The sequence below is a fragment of the Nostoc sp. LPT genome (assembly GCF_017115165.1).
Taxonomy (GTDB): domain Bacteria; phylum Cyanobacteriota; class Cyanobacteriia; order Cyanobacteriales; family Nostocaceae; genus Nostoc.
On sequence record NZ_JABXKF010000105.1, the window covers coordinates 130,458 to 154,064 of the forward strand.

Genomic DNA, 23,607 nt, shown 5'->3' on the forward strand with positions numbered 1-23,607 from the left:
TTATAGAAAAATAAATGTCAGGTAAAATTACTCACCTGACAGTTTATCTTGAACTAATGCAGTAATCTTTAACCTTTAGATGAGTGTGGATCATTGCCGTAGCTGTTCCGCTCTCGAATTTGGCCCTCTCGGTTATGTATTAATAATTCCGACTGCTGATTAATAGCAATCTCACGCCCTTTCTCAATGGCTTCTTGCTGGGTGGGGAATATTTTAGTAGCCTTACTAGCACCCTCAGACTTAACTGCCCAACCTTTAGAGTGAGGGACGATATGTTGGTCTTTACCTTTAGACATTAGCGATATTGTTTATACTTAACTACTTTTATACCTTAACATAATCTTTACTAATGTAAATATCTTGTAGTAGAAACAATATTAAATAATTATTAAATAATTTTGATTATTCTTAGAAAATCAAATTTTAAAATTATTTTTTTTAAAGTCATTTTAATTTCAACTTTAGAATTCAATATTAATATATCTTTGTTGAAGATTTAAAGCTGCCTTGAAACGACAGATATAATATCTGAAAACTACTTTTTGAAGCCAGCCAGCATATATAATACCCGTTTAGAATGGTGGGAAAAATAACATTAGGCAATATTGGCTTCCAGTATGTCTCAAATTAGTTGACACTCTTTACATAATTTCAGAATTTCAATTAAAGAGAATTTTGCTGGTGGCTAAAACTGATGTTTATAAGTAAAACTTTTTAATTTATTAGACTCCATTCTGCAATTTCCTTAAAACATCTGATGGTTGGAGCGCCTTCTTTAAAACAGTCCTAACTGTACTGACTGGTTATTATCAGCATTTTCTATTGCTATTGATGGTAAATCTGCTGGAGGTTCAACAACTAAAGGAGCATTTTCTTCAAATCTCAGTTTTGAGCTTTTGATGTAGTTTTCATCAATCTCAAAAGCCAACCAGCGTCTTTGTAAAGTTTCTGCAACTCGACCTGTCATATTAGAACCAGCAAAAGGTTCTAAAACAATATCACCTGGTTCTGTACAAAGGTTAATGACAAACTCTGGTAAAGCTTGAGGGAATCTTGCTGGATGTGGCTTAAAACCTTCTTGTTTGCAACGCCTTTGGTAATAATCGTTAGAAGCAGTATTCGAGGCAGAAATTACATTTACAGGCTGGACTAAATCTTCAAATAAAGTTTCTTGTATAAGAGTCTGTTGCCCTATTTCTTCTTTGTCTGTACTACAACGTCCATCAATAAAATTCGGGGGAATGGCTCCTCCCCTGTCCTTCCCAAATTTCTCGGAAATATCATGGCCTGATGGTCTAATTTTGGGTTTATACCCATTATTTAGAAGGTTTTTCATTGCATCACTATAAGGCTTTAAAACCCTTCTGTTATTAGCTTTAGGATGCGGTTCTTTTGACAGCCACCAAATTGTATTTACTGAATCTTTAACTCTTTCCCTGCGAACTGTTACCCATTCGGCAGGGGTGGGTAGTTTTGCTGGATTATACCAATACAATTCTTGTGCCAGATAAAATCCAAGTCCACCTTTTTCTTTTGCTTTGCACAAAGCAACAACTAGTTCAAAATGATAAAGAGAACGAACTGGCATTCCTTTAATCCAACTGCCACCTATATCAATAACTAGTGAGCCTGTTGGTTTAAGAATACGGTAAAACTGGGCTGCATAATCTTTAAACCATTCAACATATTCCTCAGCATCAACGTTTCCGTATTCTTTTTTACGAACCAATGCAAATGGTGGAGAAGTACAAATTAAGTCGATACTTTCGTCGAGAATACCTGCCATTAATTCTAGGCTGTTTCCCAAATAAGCAGCACCAAATTTTGTTTCGTAGTAAGGATTACAATTAAGTTTCATCTAAACTTTTTTAGTACAATTGTACGGTCTATAAAGACAGTATCATCCATAAAAGCATAAGTTTTCCAACTGTTAGCTATTTTTTTGATCAATTTGCTGGATGAATAAGGCAATGTGCCAAATATCTGCACTCACAAAAGTACGTATGTTCTGTATTGACTATGGTCGGCATAGAACTGGACACTTTGAATAAAGCCATGATCAGCGCAACTAACTTCCCATTAGATTAGTAATTGGCAAACCTAACCAATCACTTAATTCATGAGCTAACCATTCAAGTTCTGCTTCAGATTTAATACCACTATAGTTCGTCACACTAAACTTATATTCTTGTTCTCCTGACCAAATATATAGTGCTGGAACGCCAGAAATGTATTTTGGAATGTAAATTAACTTATTGATACTTTGTCGCGATGATGTACGCGGACGAGAAACTTTCCAAGTAAACAATTCCTCGGTTAAAGTAATTTCTTCTGAATTCAAGCGTAAGCAGATGTGTCCAAACAACACAAAGAGAAAGTGATATATTAACCAACAGCTAACACCCCAAAAGGGAAGAGAAAGCAAGGCAATGATCATGTTGCCAGTATAAGGTATTGAGAGTAGGCAACTTATTGTCATCCATAGGGTCATTGAATTCCAGGCGATCACAAATAAACCTGTAAATACGATTAATAATAAATCAAAACCAACTGATGGAATAATGATTTCTAGAGAATCCAAATTTTTGGTTAGTTGAATATTACTCTCATATGGTTTGCCAACTACCAAAGTAGGTTTCTTTAGTGGAATTCTGCTACCTGCTGGTTTGCCAACAGCTAAAGTTTTCTCAATTTCAAACTGCGGCTCATATAAATTTTTCAGTGCCTCCAAGGCAGAACTCAAACGCTGTTCTAAACTGGGTTCAACCATCCACTTTAACCAATTGGTAAAGCTGGGACTAAGATTAGCCGCTACCTCAAACTGAATGCGAAAATCTTTTTGGGGTAAATCGGCTGGGTGTGTACCTGTCACCAAATAAATTAAAGTTGTACCTAAACTATAAAGGTCAGAGGCGGGAACAGTGCGTCCGCCAAATTGCTCCTGTGGCATATAGCCATAGGTTCCTACCACAGTCCTTGTCCCGGTTTCTGTGGCCAAGACAGTTTGCACCGAACCAAAATCGATTAGATAAACTTCACCGACACTATTACCAGAGCGATCGCCCAATAAAATATTGCTAGGCTTAATATCACGATGGATTACAGGCGGATGCAACCCATGTAAGTAAATCAGAATTTCTAAAAGCGCTTTGGCTATCTGTTTGATTTCAGCTTCTGTAAAAGTCCGCCCAGTTTGTAAGTATTGCTCTAAAGTTTGTGCTGGAATATAAGTTTGTACTAAGGCAAATCCTTTGATAGTTGGTGAATTTATCTCAAAATAGTCTAAATAGCGAGGTATTAAGGGATGTGCTAAGTTTTTTAAAGTTTCGGCTTCCCGCTCAAACAGCTTGAGTGAATCCCATTCAAAGTCACCACCAAAAGACAGTAACTTGATAATAACTAATTCCTGAGTTTTCAAGTCACGAGCTAGCAAAGTTCTACGCCCAGCTTTTTTACCTAATAGCTGCTGAACTTCGTAGCGCTCTCCTAATATTTGACCAATCATAAAAAGTAATTTGATTAATTATTTTCATATTTTTATCTCTGAAATAGAAAAGCTTTACTCTCTGGTAATTGGTATATCTAACCAATCACTTAATTCTTGAGCTAGCCATTCAATTTCTGGTTCGGAGTTAATCACACCATTAGCACCAGCTAGTTGATATTTATGCACTCCTGCCCAAAGTATTAATTGAGGCATAACATTAACTTCATTACCAGTTTTTGACTCCCTTTCAAACCGTTTGGAAATGTAAACTAAATGTACATCCTGTCTTGGTGATGGATAGGTACGGTTGAATTTAAATCCCAATAACTCATTTTTAAAAGTAATTTGCTGCTGATCTAGGCGTAGACGGATGCGTTTCAATAACGGAAAAAGAAATCTAGATATCATCAAAAACAAAATACTATACAAGAAAAATAAGAGCAGGTTTAAGCGCTTAGAAGGATATAAGAAAAGGTTTATTGTCCAGATTAGGGTAATGAAACTAAAGAAGAGTGGGTCTACACCTTCAGATGTACATAATGTTGATGAATTAAGCCCAACAGGTGGAAAAACAATCTCTAGAGAATTCCGATTCTTTTTCAGTTGAATTTTGCTACCAGCTGGTTGAATAACATTTAAAGTTCTAACGCTTTCAATTTGCGGTTCATCCAAAGCTTCTAGTGCAGCACTCGCAGAACTAAAACGCCGTTCTAAACTCGGTTCAGTCATCGACTTTAACCAGCGAATCAAGCTTGGACTGACATGAGCCACTTGCTCAAACTGAATCCGAAAATCCTTTTGGGGTAAATCGGCTGGGTGTGTACCCGTCAATAAGTAAATTAAGGTTGCACCTAAACTGTAAAGGTCAGAAGCGGGAACGGTACGTCCACCAAATTGCTCTTGTGGCATATAGCCATAGGTTCCTACCACAGTTATTGTCCCACCTTCTGTAGCCAAGACAGTTTGCACCGAACCAAAATCTATCAGGTAAACTTGACCGATACTATTGCCAGAGCGATCGCTCAATAAAATATTGCTAGGCTTAATATCACGATGGATTACAGGTGGATGCAGTTTATGTAAGTAAATCAGAATTTCTAAAACCGCCTTGGCTATTTCTTTGATTTCAGCTTCTGTAAAACTACGCCCAGTTTGTAAACATTGCTCTAAAGTTTGAGCTGGGATATAACTCTGTACTAGAGCGAATCCTTTGATGGTGGGTAAATTTACTTCCAAATAATCTAAATAGCTTGGGATAAAAGGATGTGACAAAGATTTTAAGGTTTGGGCTTCCCGCTCAAACAACTTGAGTGAATCCCATTCAAAGTCACTGCCAAAAGAGAGTAACTTGATAACAACTAATTCTTGAGTTTCCAAGTCATGAGCTAGCAAAGTCCGCCGCCCTGCTTTTTTACCTAATAGTTGCTGAGCTTCGTAGCGCTCTCCTAATATTTGACCAATCATAAAAAGTAATTTGATTAATTATTTTCATATTTTTATCTCTGAAATAGAAAAGCTTTACTCTCTGGTAATTGGTATATCTAACCAATCACTTAATTCTTGAGCTAGCCATTCAATTTCTGGTTCGGAGTTAATCACACCATTAGCACCAGCTAGTTGATATTTATGCACTCCTGCCCAAAGTATTAATTGAGGCATAACATTAACTTCATTACCAGTTTTTGACTCCCTTTCAAACCGTTTGGAAATGTAAACTAAATGTACATCCTGTCTTGGTGATGGATAGGTACGGTTGAATTTAAATCCCAATAACTCATTTTTAAAAGTAATTTGCTGCTGATCTAGGCGTAGACGGATGCGTTTCAATAACGGAAAAAGAAATCTAGATATCATCAAAAACAAAATACTATACAAGAAAAATAAGAGCAGGTTTAAGCGCTTAGAAGGATATAAGAAAAGGTTTATTGTCCAGATTAGGGTAATGAAACTAAAGAAGAGTGGGTCTACACCTTCAGATGTACATAATGTTGATGAATTAAGCCCAACAGGTGGAAAAACAATCTCTAGAGAATTCCGATTCTTTTTCAGTTGAATTTTGCTACCAGCTGGTTGAATAACATTTAAAGTTCTAACGCTTTCAATTTGCGGTTCATCCAAAGCTTCTAGTGCAGCACTCGCAGAACTAAAACGCCGTTCTAAACTCGGTTCAGTCATCGACTTTAAAGTGCGAGTCAAGCTAGGCCTGAGATTAACTACCTGCTCAAACTGAATCCGAAAATCCTTTTGTGGTAAATCGGCTGGATGAGTACCCGTTAATAAATAAATTAAGGTTGCGCCCAAACTATATAAGTCAGATGCTGCAACAGCGCGTTCGCCAAATTGTTCTGGTGGCATATAGCCATAGGTTCCTACCACAGTCCTAGTCCCGGTTTCTGTAGCCAGGACAGTTTGCACCGAACCAAAATCGATTAGATAAACTTCACCGACACTATTACCAGAGCGATCGCCCAATAAAATATTGCTAGGCTTAATATCACGATGGATTACAGGCGGATGCAACCCATGTAAGTAAATCAGAATTTCTAAAAGCGCTTTGGCTATCTGTTTGATTTCAGCTTCTGTAAAAGTCCGCCCAGTTTGTAAGTATTGCTCTAAAGTTTGTGCTGGAATATAAGTTTGTACTAAGGCAAATCCTTTGATGGTTGGTGAATTTACCTCAAAATAGTCTAAATAACGAGGTATTAAGGGATGTGCTAGGTTTTTTAAAGTTTTGGCTTCCCGCTCAAACAGCTTGAGTGAATCCCATTCAAAGTCACCACCAAAAGAGAGTAACTTGATAATAACTAATTCCTGAGTTTTTAAGTCACGAGCTAGCAAAGTTATACGCCCAGCTTTTTTACCTAATAACTGCTGAACTTCGTAGCGATCGCTGAATATTTGACCAATCATAATCAGCACTTTTTTATACTTTAAATACTGCAATCTAGCTAATTATATTTAAAAGTATTACATAAAATACTACTTGGTAATATCCATACGTAACCAATCACTTAATTCTTGAGCTAGCCATTCCAGTTCCGCTTCAGATTTAATTGCACCACCACTACCACCAAGTTGATATTTTTTTACTCCTACCCAAATATCCAATTGTGCGGGAACAGCAATTCTAGTGCCTTCAGAATCTTTAGTAAAATGTTTGGGAATGTAAACTAACTTATTAATACTTTGTCTTGGCGATGCACGATAACGATAAAATTTCCCAGAAAACAACTCCCAGCTTAGAGAAATTTGTTTGGGATTCAGGCGTAAGCAGATGCGTCCAAAAAAATGAAAGAAAAATTTATATAGCATCATAAAGCCAGCACCCCAAAAAGGAATTGAAAACATGGCAAAAGGGATGTTGACAGGAAAAGGTGCTGAGAGTGCGCCAATTGTCCAAAATAAGATAAATGAATTCCAGACGATCGCAAATAAACCTGTGAATACTATTGATGGATCAAAACCAGCTGGTGGAACGATAATTTCTAGAGAATCTCCATTTTTGGTTAATTGAATTTTACTCCCATCTGGTTTGCCAACAACCAAAGTAGGCAAGTTTGTCGGTTGTGGTTTCTCTAAAGCTGCGATCGCAACAGCAGCAGAACTAAAACGCCGTTCTAAACTGGGTTCAATCATCCACTTTAGCCAATGGCTAAAGCTGGGACTGAGATTAGCCGCTTGTTCAAACTGAATACGAAAATCCTTTTGGGGTAAATCGGCTGGGTGACTACCCGTCATCAAATAAATTAACGTCGCCCCTAAACTATAAAGGTCAGAAGCTGCAACAGCGCGATCGCCAAATTGTTCTAGTGGCATATAGCCGTATGTTCCTACTACAGTTCTTGTCCCAGTTTCTGCGCCGAGGACAGTCTGCACTGAACCAAAATCTATCAGATAAACTTCACCGACACTATTACCAGAACGCTCCCCCAATAAAATATTGCTAGGCTTAATATCACGGTGAATTACAGGCGGATACAACCCATGTAGATAAATGAGAATCTCTAAAAGTGCTTTGGCTATCTGTTTGACTTCAGCTTCTGTAAAAGTCCGCCCTGATTGTAAGTATTGCTCTAAAGTTTTTGCTGGAATATAAGTTTGTACCAGAGCAAATCCTTTGATGTTTGATAAATTTACCTCAAAATAGTCTAAATACTGAGGAATTAAGGGATGTGACAAAGATTTTAAAGTTTCGGCTTCCCGCTCAAACAGCTTGAGTGAATCCCATTCAAAGTCACCACCAAAGGAGAGTAACTTGATGACAACTAATTCCTGAGTTTGCAAATCACGAGCTAACAGCGTCCGCCGCCCTGCTTTTTTTCCTAATAGCTGCTGAACTTCGTAGCGTAGACGCCCAGCGTCTTGTCCCCGAACATCGCCTAAAATTTCGCCAATCATTATGATTTCTTGTAATGCTACGGTTGAAAAGTTTTATAGCTTATAGCTTTTCAATTTGGCAAATCGATATCTTTAGTATAATTGCGTAGTTCTATGCCCTCCCAACTTTGGCCTTATATTACCCCTGGTATTCCCGATGAATTATTCGAGCATTTGCCAGGAATTCCCCTGAGCCAGCGAGAAGTCCGACTACTATTGATTGCCCAACTGCGGCTAAAATCAGATTCCGTGTTGTGGGATATTGGTGCCGGGACAGGTACAATTCCGGTAGAGGTAGGGCTATTGTGTCCAGACGGACAGATTATCGCTATCGAAAGGGATGAAGAAGTAGCTAATCTGATCAAGCGTAACTGCGATCGCTTTGATGTGAAAAATGTCGAAGTTGTTGAAGGCAGCGCCCCAGAGTGTTTGCATGACCTCAAAATTACCCCTCACCGCGTTTGTATTGAGGGAGGTCGCCCCATTCAAGAAATTCTACAAGCAGCTTGGCATTATTTGCCGCCATCCGGTCGGGTTGTAGCCACAGCTGCTAATCTAGAAAGTCTGTATGCTATTTCCCAGAGCTTTTCCCTGTTAAGAGCTAGAAATATCGAAGTTGTCCAATCTGCGGTTAATCGCCTAGAGACACGCGGCTTTTCTCAAACCTTTACCGCCGTTGATCCCATTTTTATCCTCAGTGGTGAGAAACTAGACTAAATCCAAAATACTTCTATGCCTTGGTCTCGGATTATTAGTGGAATTGTTGCGATCGCTCTTGCTCTTTGGGCAACCCTTTTGGGGGGTTGGTACTTTACCATCATCTTTGCGGTTATCATCTTTTTGGGTCAACAGGAATATTTTAATTTGGTGCGAGCCAGAGGCATCGCTCCTGCCGCTAAAACTACTATGGCTGTCAGCCAAGTATTGCTAGTGATTTGCACCCTTGATGGCAGTTTAGCTGACGCTGTGATGCCAATAGCCGGCACACTTATTTGTTTTTACCTGCTGTTTCAACCCAAATTTGCCACGATCGCTGATGTTTCCGCTTCCATTATGGGGCTATTTTACGTAGGTTATTTACCAAGTTACTGGGTGCGGTTACGAGCAATTGATAGCGTTACTTTTAGCAATCTCCCTTTTGGAGGTTACTGGCCCACAACCTGGACAGATTTCTGGGAAAAGGCAAATTCCGCTTCTTTAGCACAAGGTTTTACAGCCACACTACTGACTTTTTTGTGTATTTGGGCAGCTGATATCGGTGCTTACACCATTGGCAAATTCTTTGGGAAAACCCGTTTATCTGACATTAGCCCGAAAAAAACTGTAGAAGGTGCTGTCTTTGGCATTACTTCAAGTGTTGCCGTAGCCATAGCAGGAGCCTATTATCTTCACTTGCCTAAATCCCTCTTCACTGGTTTAGCATTGGGTTTACTGATTGGTATTGCTAGTCTTTTAGGGGATCTCACAGAATCTATGCTCAAGCGGGATGCTGGAGTTAAAGATTCTGGACAGTTAATCCCCGGTCATGGTGGTATTTTAGACCGTACCGATAGTTATATTTTCACAGCTCCTTTGGTTTACTATTTTGTGACATTACTTTTGCCACTACTTAGTAAATAGGTGAGTTGCGCATTGGGCATTGGGCATGAAGAAGAGACAAGGTAGACAAGGAAGAGGCGGGAGATAAGGGAGATATAGGAATTTGTTTCTTACCTCCTTGTCCCCCTCATCCCCCTCATCCCCATGTCCCCCTGCTCCCCAGTCCCCACTAGACGCCATATAATTTAAAATAGAGTATTAATATTTTTTAATTTGTCATCATCAAGGGTTAACGTTAATCCGCCCACGACACACCAGCTTGCCTGGGATCAGCGTTAATTCTTGAATATCAACATCTGAGCCAAGATCCAGGTTGTACTCATGATTGTCCTTTAATATATCTTTCTGGTCGGGCTTGATTGGGATATATGTCAGTTGCAATTCATGCCCACTGAGTAATTGTAAGCCCAGACAAATCTCTAGAGGTGTTGTTTCACTATTGGTTACTTTCAAACCTCGCAGTATAATTTGGTTGTTTCCAAGGAGAATTTCTTGCCACTTGATTGGTTGTGACTGGGGGTAATCTGTTGGTGAAACCTTAACCAATAGATCGCTCAAAGCAGTCGATAATAAGTCAGATGAGAGAGAAGCATTCAGATCCTTCTCATCTACGATTAAATCGCCAACCACTGGTACTGTTTCTAACAGTCGCAGGGCTTTTCCCTTGAGTACAGAACCGATATTTACCCGAATATTTTCTGCTATTAATTGAATTTGTGTAATTAGGAGACCTTGATAAACTGCATGAGTAGCAAAAACAGATACCGAAGGAATGCGTCCAGAGAAAAGTTGGCGATCGCTAGCTTTAATCTCCACTTCTAATTCCGATATTTGGCTGACCTGCGCTCTTAACCAGAGCTTGACTGCTGTTGTGAGTACCTGCGTAATTATGCGGGTTTTATTTGTACTTGTTGTTTGAGAATTTTGATCTGGCATTTAAATCAATTTGTTTATGAGTATTTATTCAACAACTGAACATAAATTAAATAAGCTTTAAATGTAACATTTCTGCCTACTCGCTACATAATGCAAATATCATCTAATTGATAACAATAAATAAGCAATTTCCACATGGAGGTACGGTTACAAAAAATTATCGCTCAATGGGGTATCGCCTCACGTCGTGAAGCCGAAGAAATGATTAGGCACTCACGGGTGCGGATTAATGGGGTATTGGCACATTTAGGTCAAAAAGTCGATCCCGAAAAAGATGCGATCGCAATTGATGGTAAGCCTGTATCCCAAAAGCAGCGTCCGGCTTTAATATATCTATTGCTGCACAAACCACCGGGAGTGGTTTCGACTTGCTACGACCCTCATCGAAGACCAACAGTCCTAGATTTACTACCGAAAGAATTACGGGAGGGTTCAGGTATTCATCCAGTTGGTCGTTTAGATGCAGACTCTACAGGAGCATTAATCCTGACTAATGACGGAGAACTGACATTTGGATTAACCCATCCACGTCACAGTATTTCCAAGACTTATCATGTTTTGGTCAAAGGACATCCTCCAGAAACAGTACTACAGATGTGGCGTCAAGGTGTGATGTTGGAGGGTAGAAAAACTAGGGCTGCTAAGGTACATCTAATAGAACATCGTAGCGAGCAAAGCGTTTTAGAAATAATATTGCAGGAGGGAAGAAATCGCCAAATTCGCCGGATAGCTCAACAGTTAGGATACCCAGTAATCAAGCTGCATCGGACTGCTATCGGCCCAATTAAATTACAAACTCTAAAAGAACCCTTTTTGTCAGAGGGTAAATATCGTTCTCTTAAAGATTATGAGATTCACTTTTTGCAAGATCAGATAAGGCAACCTAATTATTGATTCAGTGGAATTAAGGAGTGTCAGTAAGCATGAAATGGCTAAGAAAGAAGAATAAGCACCAGCCATCACTTTCATTAGAGGAACAACGAGCCGAAAAGTTGGCAGAATTAGGCGCTCAACTTTGGGCATTGCGTCAAGAACGGGGTTTATCTCTAGAGCAAGTGGTTGCATTGACCAGGATTCCCCAACGATTATTGCAGGCGATCGAAGAAGGTAATTTAAACGATCTGCCAGAACCAGTATATATTCAGGGTTTAATCAGGCAATTTGCCGATGCACTAGGTTTGAATGGAGTAGAATTTTCTGGCACTTTTCCGGTCAGTTCTGTACAAGTTAGCCCTTTAAGTAGAGGTGATACTTCACCCCTGGCTCAACTACGTCCGATTCATCTTTACTTTCTTTACATATTACTAATAGTATGCTCTGTAAATGGGTTATCTCAGTTATTAAATAACGCGTTACTACAAGCAAGTAATAGCCCAAACCAGCCATATCCTAAACAAAAGTCCGTTGTTAAACCAGAAATAGCTCAACTAAAAGAGTCAACGCAGGTACAACCTGTCAGCGATACCCTTAGCGGTGTCCAAAAGGGACAGGTTGTCCAGGTTGGTGTGACTTTGAAAGCCTCATCTTGGATTCGTGTAGTAGCCGATGGCAAAACCGAGTTTGAGGGTATTCTGCCAGAGGGAACTCACCGAATTTGGAAAGCCCAAGAGCAACTGACAGTGAAAACTGATAATGCTGGTGGTGTGTTAGTGAGCGTCAATCAAGAGAAAGCTAAGAAAATGGGAGAGCCAGGGAAAGAGGAAGAAGTTAGGATTGCTGCCAAGCCTAAGTTTTGAAATATGGGGTATGGGGCATTGGGCATGGGGGATTGGGGATTGAAAAGAGACAGGGTAGACAAGGAAGAGAGGGAAGAACAGGAAAAGATTTATTCAATAATTCCTCTTTGTCCCCCTTGTCCCCTGCTCCCTTGCTCCCCTGCTCACTCAGCCCCACTCCTCACTGGGCTTGGGCTTCCGGGGCGCGTCCATTGAGTTTGGTAAGAACTTTCAAGCGATCGCGCAATTCGTCTGTTATCGCCCCTGCTTGATAGCGCCACTCCCAGTTCCCCTCAGCAATACTGGGAAAATTCATCCGCGCTTCGTTTCCTAATCCCAAAATATCTTGCAAGGGAATAATCGCTTGGTTGGCTATAGAACTCAAAGCTAGGCGAATCAAATCCCAGTGAATTCCATCAGGGCTGATAGAACCTAAATAAAGCAACAAGTTTTGCTTTTCCTCGTCCTCAGCTGTATTGAACCAGCCTATAGTTGTATCATTATCGTGAGTCCCGGTATAAACTACAGCATTGTGCCGATAATTGAATGGTAAAAATGGATTAGCGGAATCAGCACTAAAGGCAAATTGCAAAATTTTCATCCCCGGAAATTCATACTTGTCTCGCAGCGCTTCTACCCCCGGTGTAATTACTCCCAAATCTTCTGCTAAGACGGGTAGCTTGCCCAACTTTTGCCTAATCACTTCAAAAAAAGCATCTCCAGGCGCTTCCACCCATTTACCATTCATCGCAGTTTGTTCACCTTGCGGCACAGCCCAATAAGCCTCGAAGCCCCGGAAGTGGTCAATGCGAATTATATCTACATAATCCAGCATTGCCTCAAAGCGCTGTACCCACCATTTAAAGTCTTGTTTTTGCAATTCCTCCCAGTTGTAAACCGGGTTGCCCCACAATTGACCGGTGGCGCTAAAGTAATCTGGTGGGACTCCTGCCATTTGGGCGGCAGCTCCTGTCTGTTCATCTAGACAAAAGATGTTGGGATGCGCCCACACATCAGCACTATCATGAGCTACATAGATGGGGATATCGCCGATAATGTCAATCCCGCGCATATTAGCGTAGCTTTTAAGCTCTGACCACTGGCGGAAAAACTCAAATTGGACAAACTTGTAATAAAAAATCTCTCCATTGAGCTGCTCCTGTACTTGCTCCATTGCTTGTGGATCCCGCTTGACAAGTTCTGACGGCCATGTATGCCAGTTTGCATTCTCGTTGGCATCTTTCAACGCCATAAATAAGGCGTAATTATCTAGCCAATAGGCTTTGCTGTCGCAAAAACCTTCAAACTCTTTTTGTTGGATGGGTGTGGCATTCACTCTAAAATGTTCATAGGCTTTTTTGAGTAGCCCAATCTTAATCGGCACAACCTTCTCGAAATCTACCTTTTCTTCCGGAAATCCCGGTAAATTAGCAAAGTCTTCTTCTGTTAGCAAACCCTCATCTCGCAGTTTTTCTGGGCTAATCAGCAGGGGACTTCCCGCCATTGCCGAGTAGCACATATACGGAGAATTGCCGTATCCAGTGGGGCCCAAAGGTAAAACTTGCCAATATTGTTGATGGCTTTCTTTAAGAAAATCGATGAAGCGATAAGCTTCTAAGCCTAAATCCCCAATGCCAAATCGACTGGGAAAGGAGGTAGGATGCAGCAAAATACCACTTGATCTAGGAAAAGGCATAAGTAATCTGAATTATGGGAGGAAGCTATTGTCTGAACGACACGCTAGGCGATCGCATCGAATCTATCACAGAACAGTATTCGATTATCAGTTATCAGTTGTCACAGAGCTAACAAATACAGTTAACTATTAACTGTAGTTAACTATTAACTGTTCACTGTTAACAGATTATGACTTACCGAAATCCTACACCGACAGTTGATATCATCATTGAACTCGTAGATCGACCTCATCGGCCAATAGTGTTAATTGAAAGACATAATCTACCCTTAGGTTGGGCTATTCCTGGTGGGTTTGTAGATTATGGGGAAGCGGTGGAAGTGGCAGCACGGCGGGAAGCTCAGGAAGAAACGGGTTTACAGGTGGAGTTGGTTGAACAATTACTAGTGTATTCTGACCCCGATCGCGATCCCCGTCAGCATACGATTAGTATTGTGTTTTTGGCAACGGCGACGGGGGAACCGGTGGCTGGAGATGATGCTAAGGGTGTAGGCATTTTTGAGTATTGGTGTGTTCCTGGTAATTTATGTTTTGACCACGATCGCATTTTGCGGGATTATTGGCGATATCGGCATTATGGGATACGTGCGAGGTTGGGGTAAGAGGGACGAACCGCAAAGGCGCAAAGGGCGCAGAGAGAAGAGGGGAGAAGAATATCTGTGACACAAAGTTTTTGTGATTATACTGTGTCAGTGGTATTTAAAGGTGAATTATGGATGCTGAGACACTGTTGGAGAAATACGCCGAAGGACAAAGGCAATTTCACAACGAGAATCTTAGAGGAGTAGACCTCAAATATGCAAATCTGAGTGGAATAGACCTAACAGGTGCAGATTTGACGGGTGTAGATTTAAATGATGCGAACCTGAGCAAAGCATTACTTAAAAATGCAAACTTCACTAGAGCTTCTCTAACAGGTGCAAATTTGAGTGAGTTGGGCGAAAGTTCTAGTTTAAATTTGAGTTGGGCAGACCTAAGTAGTGCTGACTTGAGTGGAGCAAAACTAAGTAGCGCTAACTTTAGTAACGCTAATCTGGATAATGCCAACTTGAGTAAAGCATACTTGAATAGCGCTAACTTTAGTAATGCCAATCTAGATAACGCTAACTTGAGTGATGCGACACTCACTTCTGCAAACTTAACCGACGCATCCTTAAATGAAGCAAAAGTCGTTAGAGCTAACCTTACTAGTGCTGATTTAAGTAAAGCTAACTTGTTTGCAGCTGATTTGAGTCAAGCAAACTTAGCTCAAGTGATACTCAAAAGTGCTAATTTGCAGGAAGCCAAAATTCGAGGTGTTAATTTATCTCAAAAGGATTTGTCAGGTATGAATCTGACTCAGGCTGATCTAGGTGCAGCAAATCTTATCGGTGTAAATTTCAGAAAAGCCTGCCTTGAGGGGACAAATTTAGAGAAAGCAGAACTACAAAAAGTAGATTTGATCAACGCGAATCTGAAAGAGGCAAAGCTGAAGAAGGTAGATTTAACTGGGGCAAATATATATGGGGCAACCTTTAAAGATGCTGACCTGACTGGTGCGATAATGCCAGATGGAGAAGTCTACAAACCGATCGCAGCTGAAGCAGAAATCGGTAAACAGGAAACATCGTTAGAGAAAGTAATATCTATGACTCGTAAAGTAATTAATACTGATAACGCACCCGCACCAGTCGGCCCTTATAATCAAGCGATCGCAGCTTCAGGTCAATTTGTATTCATCGCTGGACAAATTGCCATCGATCCCCGCCTTGGTGATGTCGTCTACACTGATGATGTTAAAAAACAAACTGAGCAAGTATTAGCTAATCTTGAAGCCATCCTCACAGCAGCCGGAGCGACTTTTCAAGATGTGGTAAAAACCACTGTATTTTTAGCTGATATGAATGATTTCGCGGCGGTGAATGCCGTTTATGCTAAATATTTCCCGGAAGATACAGCCCCAGCGCGAGCTTGTGTCCAAGTATCGCGCTTACCTAAAGATGTGTTGGTAGAGATTGATGCGATCGCTGTGATTAGCGGTTAGGAGAAATAGAATAATGAGCAAAATTTTAACGGTTACATTTGATGGTTCTGTTTTGCGACCAGATATTCCACCTGATTTAGAACCAAACAAACGCTATGTGATTACCATTGTTACTGAGGAAATTAACTCATCTCAAATTAAAGTGGCTGATGCGTGGGATGTATTAGAAGATTTAACTGGAACAGTTGATGCACCCGAAGATTGGGCAAGTCAACATGACCATTACCTGTATGGCATACCAAAACGTCAGCCTGAAATTAACACATGACAGGTGAGCGAATATTTTTAGACACTGTTTTTATCCAAGCGTTACTGAATGCACGCGATCAATACCATATCAACGCAAAAATACTGCTACCACGTGTCCGAAATGCTGTAGAAGTATGGGTGACTAAAGCTGTTTTAATCGAAGTTGGTAATGCTTTGAGTGCTTTTAATCGCACAGCTGCGATGCAGTTTATCCAACAGTGCTATCAAACGCCAAATATGTATATTGTGAGTCTAGACACACCACTGTTCAACTATGCTTTACAACTTTATCAGTCTCGTCTAGACAAAACCTGGGGGCTAACTGATTGTATTTCGTTTATTGTCATGCAAGATCAGGGCTTAATCATTGCAGCAACGGCCGATCAACACTTTGTCCAAGCAGGTTATCGGGCACTTTTGCTGGAAACAGAAGCTTGAGTTATCATTACTTGAAAAATTAGAACTTTAACAGCAGAGTTGGGAATTGGCAATTGCAAGTATTTTTGAGTGTTCCCCTCTGATAAATGCGATCGCCTTTATAACTTTGGGAATACTGAAATTAAGTACCCTAAAGGAGTATTAAAAATGGCAGAAAATCGCATCAGTGCCAGCCTAGCCCCAGCAGATAAGGAAGTGGTCATGCAAGCGATCGCTACAATTAGAGAAAAGTTACCGTTTTTGGTAGATTTGACCCCTGAAGAGCGGCGAACGATGCTGAAGATGGGAGATAAAAGTCGGGCTTTTGTAAGCAAAGCTTTAGAAGTGGCGACACAGAACCCTAACTTTTTGCCCCGTTCTTTTGATTTAGAAGAGATGCGCCGAGATTTGGAAATATATGAGGACTTGTATCCGGTGCTGTTGTCTTTAACTCAACTGCAAGAATTGGTGGATGATACCTGTATAGCCTCTGCTAGCGAAGCTTACGCAGCAGCATTAGCAGTTTATAGCTATGCCAAAGCTAGCGGTGATGTCGCAGGTTTGGATGCAGTAATTGATGAGATGGGACGCAGGTTTAACCGCCGTTCTAAGAAAAAGAAACCCGAAGTCTCAGTTAGCTAAAGTTTAAAATAGGCGATCGCAGCAGTTATTAAATAGGTACAATGAGCGTTCTTTGTAGGGGCATAATAATGTTATGCCCCTTTCGCGTCTTGAATCTAAAGATTTTTGAAACTTGCACAAGCAAGTTTTGTCTGTATAGCCGCAACTTCTTTAGCGCATCTCGTTTATCTAAAATACACTTTGACCTCACTTCCATTCCTCTCCCCTACAAGGGGAGAGGCTTTAAATCTTACTCCCCAACGCTAGTAGGGAAGGGGCTAGGGGTTAGGTCTATATTAGACTCCACCGAGAAGCACTAAGTCGCCAGGACATTTTTCAGCCTCAGAAGGTCAACGTCGAGCCTCAGAAGGTCAACATTGAACCTCAGAAGGTCAACATTGAGCCTCAGAAGGTCAACATTGAGCCTCAGAAGGTCAACATCGAGCTTCAGAAGGTCAACATTGAACCTCAAAAGGTCAACATTGAACCTCAGAAGGTCAACATTGAGCTTCAGAAGGTCAACATCGAGCCTCAGAAGGTCAATATTGAGCTTCAGAAGGTCAATATATATAAAATTACCTAAAAAAAAATTAATAAATTCTGAAATATAGAGTGTGTATTTAGTAGTTATTCTGTAAGCATTAGCACCTTAAAATTTAATTTTGTAATGAACCCATATAACAAGCCCAGGAATCTACAAGATATTATTAAGCAACGTCAGCAATTAGGTTTTGTGGGTCGTGAAGACCAAACCAATCAATTTCGCCAAAATCTGGCATTGCATGTAGAAGACGATCGCCGTCATTTTTTGTATAACATTTGGGGTGAAGGCGGGGTTGGTAAAAGCACACTTGTACGACAGTTTCGCAAAATTGCTGAAGAAGCAAAAAATATTACGGCTTATATAGATGAAGCTGAAAAAACTGTCCCAGAAATTATGGGTCGTCTAGCTGAAGACTTGGAACGGCAAGGTCACAAATTGCCGCAGTTTACAGAACGCTACAAAGTTTACCGTCAAAAGCGCCAAGAATTAGAAACTGATCCAGAAGCTCCTCAAGGCTTTTCGGCTTTTGTAGGCAAAACTGTAGTTAAAACTGGTGTGCGTCTGGCGCGTCGAGTTCCCATTGGCGGTGCTGTCTTTGACTTTGTAGATGAGGATGCTTTGGCTACCCAAGCCGGAGAATGGGCATCTTATGTTGCAAAGAAAATAACAAATAAAGATGAGGTGCGCTTAGTTCAAGAACCTGTAGAAATCCTAACCCCGCTATTTTTGCAAGATATTTTTAAAATTGCCGATAAAACTGCTGTTGTTTTGTTTTTTGATACTTATGAACGCACTGGGGAATTCCTAGATAACTGGCTACGAGAAATTTTGGAGGGTCGCCACGGTGAAGTGTCTCTCAATATATTGATAACCATCGCCGGTCGCCAGGAATTAGATAAAAATTATTGGGCACCTTACGAGGGGTTAATTGTTCGTTTCCCTCTGGAAGCCTTTACAGAAGAAGAAGCCCAACAATATCTAACTCGCAAAGGCATTACAGACAATCGCATTATTGAAGTGATTTTGCGCCTTTCTGGAAATTTGCCGTTGCTGATGGGAATGCTAGCAGATGCTCATCCCAATGACCCTAACCAAGTAGTTGAGCCTAGCAGCAGTGCTGTACAATGCTTTTTAAAATGGATTGATGACCCCAAGCGGCGACAAGTTGCTCTCGATGCTGCCATTCCTGGGTGCTTGAATCGAGATGTTATAGCCAAATTAAGAGGAGAACAAGAAGCTGATGAGCTATTTACTTGGCTGAAAGAAACATCCTTTGTCAATGAACGCTCTGATGGCTGGGCTTATCATGATATCGTTAAAACCCAAATGTTACGCCACAAGCGCCTTTCATCGCCGCAAGGTTGGGCTGACATACATGGTAAGTTAGCAGACTATTATGACAGCCTGCGGAACGATCTGCAATTGGACGAAGAAAATAAACAGCGCCATCCTAGCTGGCAAAGTCACACATTAAACGTGTTGTACCACAACTTATGTCAGTCACCGCAAAGGAATTTATCTGTATCTCTCAATGAATTTCTTGCTGCACTCAAAAATAAACGCAAATTTGCCCAACAATATGCAGAAACGATGCTTCAGGCTGGTAAAGATGCGGATTCCTCTGAAGTTCAGCGTTGGGGTGAGCAACTAGCTAGTGGGTTAAAAGCTTATGAGGAGAACCTTTATCAACTTACATTAGAAATGTTTACCGCAGTCCTACAAAATTCTAGGATTGAAGTTAAATGGCAACCAATTGCTCTAGGTTGGCGCGGTCAAACTTACCGCTTAATGAAGCGTTACCCAGAAGCCTTACAAGATATTGATCGCGCAATTGAACTTAACCCCAAACTTGACTGGGCGATCGCACGTCGCGGTGAAACTTATCACTCAATGAAGCGTTACCCAGAAGCCCTACAAGACTTTGACCGCGCAATTGAACTTAACCCCAAATATGACTGGGCGATCGCACTTCGTGGTCTAACTTTCTGCTTAATGGAGCGTTACCCAGAAGCCCTAGAAGATATTGACCGCGCAATTGAACTTAACCCCAAACTTGACTGGTCGATCGCACATCGCGGTCTAACTTATCACTCAATGAAGCGTTACCCAGAAGCCTTACAAGATTTTGACCGCGCGATTGAACTTAACCCCAAACTTGACTGGGCGATCGCAAGTCGCGGTGAAACTTATCGCTTAATGGAGCGTTACCCAGAAGCCCTACAAGATTTTGACCGCGCGATTGAACTTAACCCCAAACTTGACTGGGCGATCGCAAGTCGCGGTGAAACTTATCGCTTAATGGAGCGTTACCCAGAAGCCCTACAAGATTTTGACCGCGCGATTGAACTTAACCCCAAACTTGACTGGGCGATCGCACGTCGCGGTCAAACTTACCTGATGCTTAAGCTATATAATGAGGCTCTCGCAGATTTCAACCGCGCTATTAACTTAGATTCTGACAGTAATTGGAGATTGTATAATCGTGCTTTAGCCTACCAAGCCCTTAACCAACCAGATAAAGCATGGGCTGACCTATCACTTGCCATCAAGCTTGCTAAACAGCATTACGAAAAAGATGCTAAAGACTGGTCTAATACCTTTAACTTAGCCCTTTACTATTTAGCTGCTCAATATCATCAACCAGCAGAGCGGTTATATCTCCATGTTTTATCTCAAGGTGCTTCCTCAGAATCTATTCGTGAAGCTATCCAAGACCTAAATGACTTTTTAACCGTGTTCCCTGACCATATGCAGGCTACATCCATACGACGGTTGTTGCATTCTCTAACTTAGGTCATGTAATTTCCACTAGAAATATCAAGCGATGCCTGCGGCGGGCTATGCCTATGCTACTACTACTTTGCTCTTATCATGAGAAACTGTAGGCGATCGCTAAACCTAATTGCGTACAAATATTAAGCGATGCCTGCGGTTTTTGCTAGCCTACACTACTACTACTTTGTCTTTCTCATGACAAAAGAGGGATATATTGACTCAGTACATCTACCAGCAGCATACAACAGCTATGAGCAATACCTCTGGATTTTCAGTCAGCAAGCCTGTTGCATTATGGAATAAACCTATTAAAGCTGACTTTAAAGAACTATTCAAATCACTAAGCAAAGGTGTGATAGATGGGGTTTTGGGTAAGTGGGAAGAGGTAGCCAAAGATGCTGTAGAAGCTACAGCAGCACTAGGTTTAGCAGCAGCACCAGAGGAAGTTGCTTGGTTACTAATTTACCGTTCTTTGGTAGAAGCAATAGTGAGTTTGGTGAAAGGAAATCAAGAGTTACTGTTTGAAAAACCAAACGAAAAGGATCTTGAGCTATTGTGCGATCGCCTCAACCATTCCCTAGAAAGTATAGAATTGCGTATTGACCAAGATTTTTTTAGCCATCCCAAAGATTTACCGATTCTGGAAGCGATTAAAACTGCTTTTGCCGACTGGTTAAAATACTTTAGCGTCAATCAAGCTCAAGCACAGACAATTAGTCATCGTCTTCCTACCTATTTTGTATATGCCCTACATGAAGAGTGGGCAAAACATCCAGAAAAATATGCTTGTTTAAAAGCAAAACTCGATACCCCCTTTACTCAAGCCAATGAACGGGAACAGTCATGGCAGCGTTATTTAGCTTGGCTACAAAAACAGGTTGAAGAACCGATGCTTTTAGAAGCTTTTGGTTTAAAACAGGTTTATGTTCCCTTACGCGCCTACTATAAGCAGAAAGTTGCGGGTGAAAAGTCAGAAGAATTTGAACGCCGACTGAGAGAAGATGATAAATATCAGCGAGTTGTGCTTGATTTAGAAACTGAACTAGAAGCTTGGTTAGAAAAAGGCGATCGCAATGATGCCATTAGAGTAATTAGTGGTGACCCAGGAAGTGGTAAATCTTCCTTTGCCAAAATCTTTGCAGCTAACCAAGCAGAAAAAGGGAAAACTCCGGTTCTATTTATACCTTTGCACTATTTTGAACCCTCGGATGATTTAGTTGATGCAGTTGGTAAATTTGTGCGAGACGATGGCTTTCTCAGATATAACCCCCTAGAGAAAGATAAAGCTGATTCACACTTACTGATTATCTTCGATGGTTTAGATGAGCTTGCGATGCGGGGCAAAATTGCCACTGAGATTGCTCAACAATTTGTGCGTGAAGTCCAAAGAAAAGTAGAGCGGTTTAATGTTCGTGAAACTTGCTTACAAGTATTAATCAGTGGTCGAGAATTGGTAGTACAGGCAAATAGTAGCGACTTTCGCCAACCACAGCAAATCTTGCATATCTTGCCTTATTTTGTTCCTAAAGATGAGAGAAAGAATTACATTGACGAGCAAAACTTGTTGCAGCAAGATCAACGTCAGATTTGGTGGCAGAAATACGGCAATGCTAGCGGAAGGGGATATGATTGCTTACCAAAAGAGTTAAACCAAGATAACCTGATAGAAATTACTGCTCAACCCTTGCTGAATTACTTGGTAGCATTGAGTTTTGACCAACAAAATAAATTTCCTACAGACGGCAACCTGAATGCAATTTATGCCAATTTGCTCACAGCAGTTTATCAACGCGGTTGGGATAGTCATCAACATGCGGCTCTTCATGGAATTAAGGAAAAAGACTTTGTTCGCATCCTCGAAGAAATTGCTTTAGCTTCTTGGCATGGAGATGGACGAACAACAACAGTTAGAGAGATTGAAGCCCATTGTGAAAACAGCAGTTTAAAGAGTCTTTTAGACAAGTTTCAGGAAAGTGCAAAGTTAGGCGTAACTCGTCTTTTGACTGCCTTTTATTTTCGGGAGAGTGGAGTTAAAGAACAGGAAAAAACTTTTGAATTCACTCACAAAAGTTTTGGTGAATATTTGACAGCAAAACGCATCGTGCGAGAAATTAAACTCATTCATAAAAAGCTGAAGGATGGCCAGGATGATCCAGATGAAGGATGGGATGAGCGCGAGGCTTTAAAAAGGTGGGCAATTCTCTGCGGTGCATCCCCTATGGATGAATACCTTTTTAACTTTGTTTTGGATGAAATGCGTTTACAGAATGTATCGGATGTTAGGAATTGGCAGCAGACATTATGCCATCTGATTGGTTTTATGTTGCGTCATGGAATGCCAATGGAATACTTGACTCCCAGACCTGATTTTCAAGAAGAAAATAGACAAGCACGAAATGCAGAAGAAGCGTTGTTAGCTGTCTTAAATGCTTGCGCTAGAGTGACAAAAATAGTTTCAAAAATTAAATGGCATATTCCTGAAGTTTTCGGTATCTGGATTTCCCGCTTGCAAGGGCAAAGAATTATTACTGATGCTGATGTGTTTTGCTTGAATTGCCTGAGTTTTTTAGATTTGCAAGGTTGCGTTTTAGTTTTTAAAGACTTTGCTCAGGCGAATCTTCAAGGGGCAAATCTTGTACGGACGAATCTTCAAGAAGCGAATCTTGTACGGGCGAATCTTCGAGGCGCGAATCTTCGAGGCGCGAATCTTCGAGGCGCGAATCTTGTACGGGCGAATCTTATAGAAACGAATCTTCAAGGGGCGAATCTTCGAGGCGCGAATCTTGAACTGGCGAATCTTGAACGAGCAAATCTTGTACGAGCAAATCTTGTACGAGCAAATCTTGTACGAGCAAATCTTGAACGGGTGAATCTTTTACAGGCGAATCTTGTAGAAGCGAATCTTGAAGGGGCATATCTTGTACGGGCGTATCTTGGAGGAGCGAATCTTGTAGAGGCATATTTTCAACAGGCGAATCTTGTAGAGGCAAATCTTCAAGGGGCGAATCTTCAAGGGGTGAATCTTGAAGGAGTGAATCTTCAAGGGGTGAATCTTCAAGGGACGTATCTTGAGGGCGAAAACTTAGCAGACTTGAATGAAGATTCAGGTTTAGACTCTGATGAGTGACTTCCAAACATTAAGAATTTGTAAAGTGCATTACATTCTTA

19 protein-coding genes are annotated in these 23,607 nt (G+C 40.9%); 11 read left to right on the forward strand and 8 right to left on the reverse strand.

Annotated elements, in window-relative coordinates:
- Positions 1–68: 68 nt before the first annotated feature.
- The 6 genes from HWQ58_RS20325 to HWQ58_RS20350 all read right to left on the reverse strand — a co-directional run bounded on the left by HWQ58_RS20325 (position 69) and on the right by HWQ58_RS20350 (position 7,885).
- On the reverse strand, positions 69–296 hold the full coding sequence (locus HWQ58_RS20325; RefSeq protein ID WP_292866507.1) for a DUF2188 domain-containing protein: 228 nt from the start codon (positions 294–296) through the stop codon (positions 69–71).
- Positions 297–775: 479 nt separating this feature from the next.
- Complete coding sequence (locus HWQ58_RS20330; RefSeq protein ID WP_292866509.1) at positions 776–1,858, reverse strand: site-specific DNA-methyltransferase; 1,083 nt, start codon at positions 1,856–1,858, stop codon at positions 776–778.
- A gap of 210 nt (positions 1,859–2,068) precedes the next feature.
- Positions 2,069–3,505 (reverse strand): serine/threonine-protein kinase, encoded by a 1,437-nt coding sequence (locus HWQ58_RS20335; RefSeq protein ID WP_292866511.1) that lies wholly within the window; start codon positions 3,503–3,505, stop codon positions 2,069–2,071.
- Positions 3,506–3,559: 54 nt separating this feature from the next.
- Complete coding sequence (locus HWQ58_RS20340; RefSeq protein WP_292866513.1) at positions 3,560–4,951, reverse strand: serine/threonine-protein kinase; 1,392 nt, start codon at positions 4,949–4,951, stop codon at positions 3,560–3,562.
- A gap of 54 nt (positions 4,952–5,005) precedes the next feature.
- The gene (locus HWQ58_RS20345; RefSeq protein WP_292866515.1) at positions 5,006–6,397 is read right to left on the reverse strand and encodes a serine/threonine-protein kinase; all 1,392 of its coding nucleotides are present in this window, start codon (positions 6,395–6,397) and stop codon (positions 5,006–5,008) included.
- A gap of 69 nt (positions 6,398–6,466) precedes the next feature.
- Positions 6,467–7,885 carry a serine/threonine-protein kinase gene (locus HWQ58_RS20350; RefSeq protein WP_292866517.1) on the reverse strand — a complete coding sequence of 473 codons (1,419 nt, stop codon included), beginning with the start codon at positions 7,883–7,885 and terminating at the stop codon, positions 6,467–6,469.
- Positions 7,886–7,978: 93 nt separating this feature from the next.
- On the opposite strand from HWQ58_RS20350, the gene cbiT reads away from it, so the two are divergent.
- Positions 7,979–8,581, forward strand: coding sequence for a precorrin-6Y C5,15-methyltransferase subunit CbiT (gene cbiT / locus HWQ58_RS20355; RefSeq protein WP_104905801.1), 603 nt, complete (start codon positions 7,979–7,981; stop codon positions 8,579–8,581).
- A 15-nt stretch (positions 8,582–8,596) separates the two neighbouring features.
- Positions 8,597–9,484 carry a phosphatidate cytidylyltransferase gene (locus HWQ58_RS20360; RefSeq protein ID WP_292866519.1) on the forward strand — a complete coding sequence of 296 codons (888 nt, stop codon included), beginning with the start codon at positions 8,597–8,599 and terminating at the stop codon, positions 9,482–9,484.
- 201 nt (positions 9,485–9,685) lie between these two features.
- Here the strand turns inward: HWQ58_RS20360 and HWQ58_RS20365 are convergent, their stop codons facing one another.
- Positions 9,686–10,399, reverse strand: a complete 714-nt coding sequence (locus tag HWQ58_RS20365) for a DUF2993 domain-containing protein (RefSeq protein ID WP_292866521.1) — start codon at positions 10,397–10,399, stop codon at positions 9,686–9,688.
- Between the two features lie 135 nt (positions 10,400–10,534).
- Here HWQ58_RS20365 and HWQ58_RS20370 point away from each other — a divergent pair, with 135 nt between their 5' ends.
- Together HWQ58_RS20370 and HWQ58_RS20375 are read left to right on the forward strand one after the other, a co-directional pair.
- Entirely contained in the window at positions 10,535–11,293 is a 759-nt protein-coding gene (locus HWQ58_RS20370) for a pseudouridine synthase (RefSeq protein WP_292866523.1), read from the forward strand.
- Positions 11,294–11,322: 29 nt separating this feature from the next.
- Entirely contained in the window at positions 11,323–12,135 is an 813-nt protein-coding gene (locus tag HWQ58_RS20375) for a RodZ family helix-turn-helix domain-containing protein (RefSeq protein WP_292866525.1), read from the forward strand.
- Between the two features lie 160 nt (positions 12,136–12,295).
- Here the strand turns inward: HWQ58_RS20375 and malQ are convergent, their stop codons facing one another.
- Positions 12,296–13,810 (reverse strand): 4-alpha-glucanotransferase, encoded by a 1,515-nt coding sequence (gene malQ, locus HWQ58_RS20380; protein WP_292866527.1) that lies wholly within the window; start codon positions 13,808–13,810, stop codon positions 12,296–12,298.
- Between the two features lie 170 nt (positions 13,811–13,980).
- Between malQ and HWQ58_RS20385 the strand changes: the two genes are divergently transcribed.
- From HWQ58_RS20385 to HWQ58_RS20415, 7 genes are all read left to right on the forward strand, one after another.
- Positions 13,981–14,412, forward strand: a complete 432-nt coding sequence (locus HWQ58_RS20385; RefSeq protein ID WP_292866529.1) for an NUDIX hydrolase — start codon at positions 13,981–13,983, stop codon at positions 14,410–14,412.
- A 110-nt stretch (positions 14,413–14,522) separates the two neighbouring features.
- Positions 14,523–15,833 (forward strand): Rid family detoxifying hydrolase, encoded by a 1,311-nt coding sequence (locus HWQ58_RS20390; RefSeq protein ID WP_292866531.1) that lies wholly within the window; start codon positions 14,523–14,525, stop codon positions 15,831–15,833.
- Positions 15,834–15,846: 13 nt separating this feature from the next.
- Positions 15,847–16,101 (forward strand): hypothetical protein, encoded by a 255-nt coding sequence (locus tag HWQ58_RS20395; RefSeq protein ID WP_292866533.1) that lies wholly within the window; start codon positions 15,847–15,849, stop codon positions 16,099–16,101.
- Positions 16,098–16,520: a PIN domain-containing protein gene (locus HWQ58_RS20400; RefSeq protein WP_292866535.1), complete on the forward strand. Its 423-nt coding sequence runs from the start codon at positions 16,098–16,100 to the stop codon at positions 16,518–16,520. The genes HWQ58_RS20395 and HWQ58_RS20400 overlap by 4 nt, the downstream gene beginning before the upstream one ends.
- Positions 16,521–16,667: 147 nt before the next feature.
- The gene (locus HWQ58_RS20405) at positions 16,668–17,141 is read left to right on the forward strand and encodes a hypothetical protein (protein ID WP_292866537.1); all 474 of its coding nucleotides are present in this window, start codon (positions 16,668–16,670) and stop codon (positions 17,139–17,141) included.
- A gap of 646 nt (positions 17,142–17,787) precedes the next feature.
- Positions 17,788–20,457, forward strand: coding sequence for a tetratricopeptide repeat protein (locus HWQ58_RS20410; RefSeq protein ID WP_292866539.1), 2,670 nt, complete (start codon positions 17,788–17,790; stop codon positions 20,455–20,457).
- Positions 20,458–20,689: 232 nt separating this feature from the next.
- The gene (locus HWQ58_RS20415; RefSeq protein ID WP_292866541.1) at positions 20,690–23,566 is read left to right on the forward strand and encodes a pentapeptide repeat-containing protein; all 2,877 of its coding nucleotides are present in this window, start codon (positions 20,690–20,692) and stop codon (positions 23,564–23,566) included.
- Positions 23,567–23,607 lie beyond the last annotated feature (41 nt).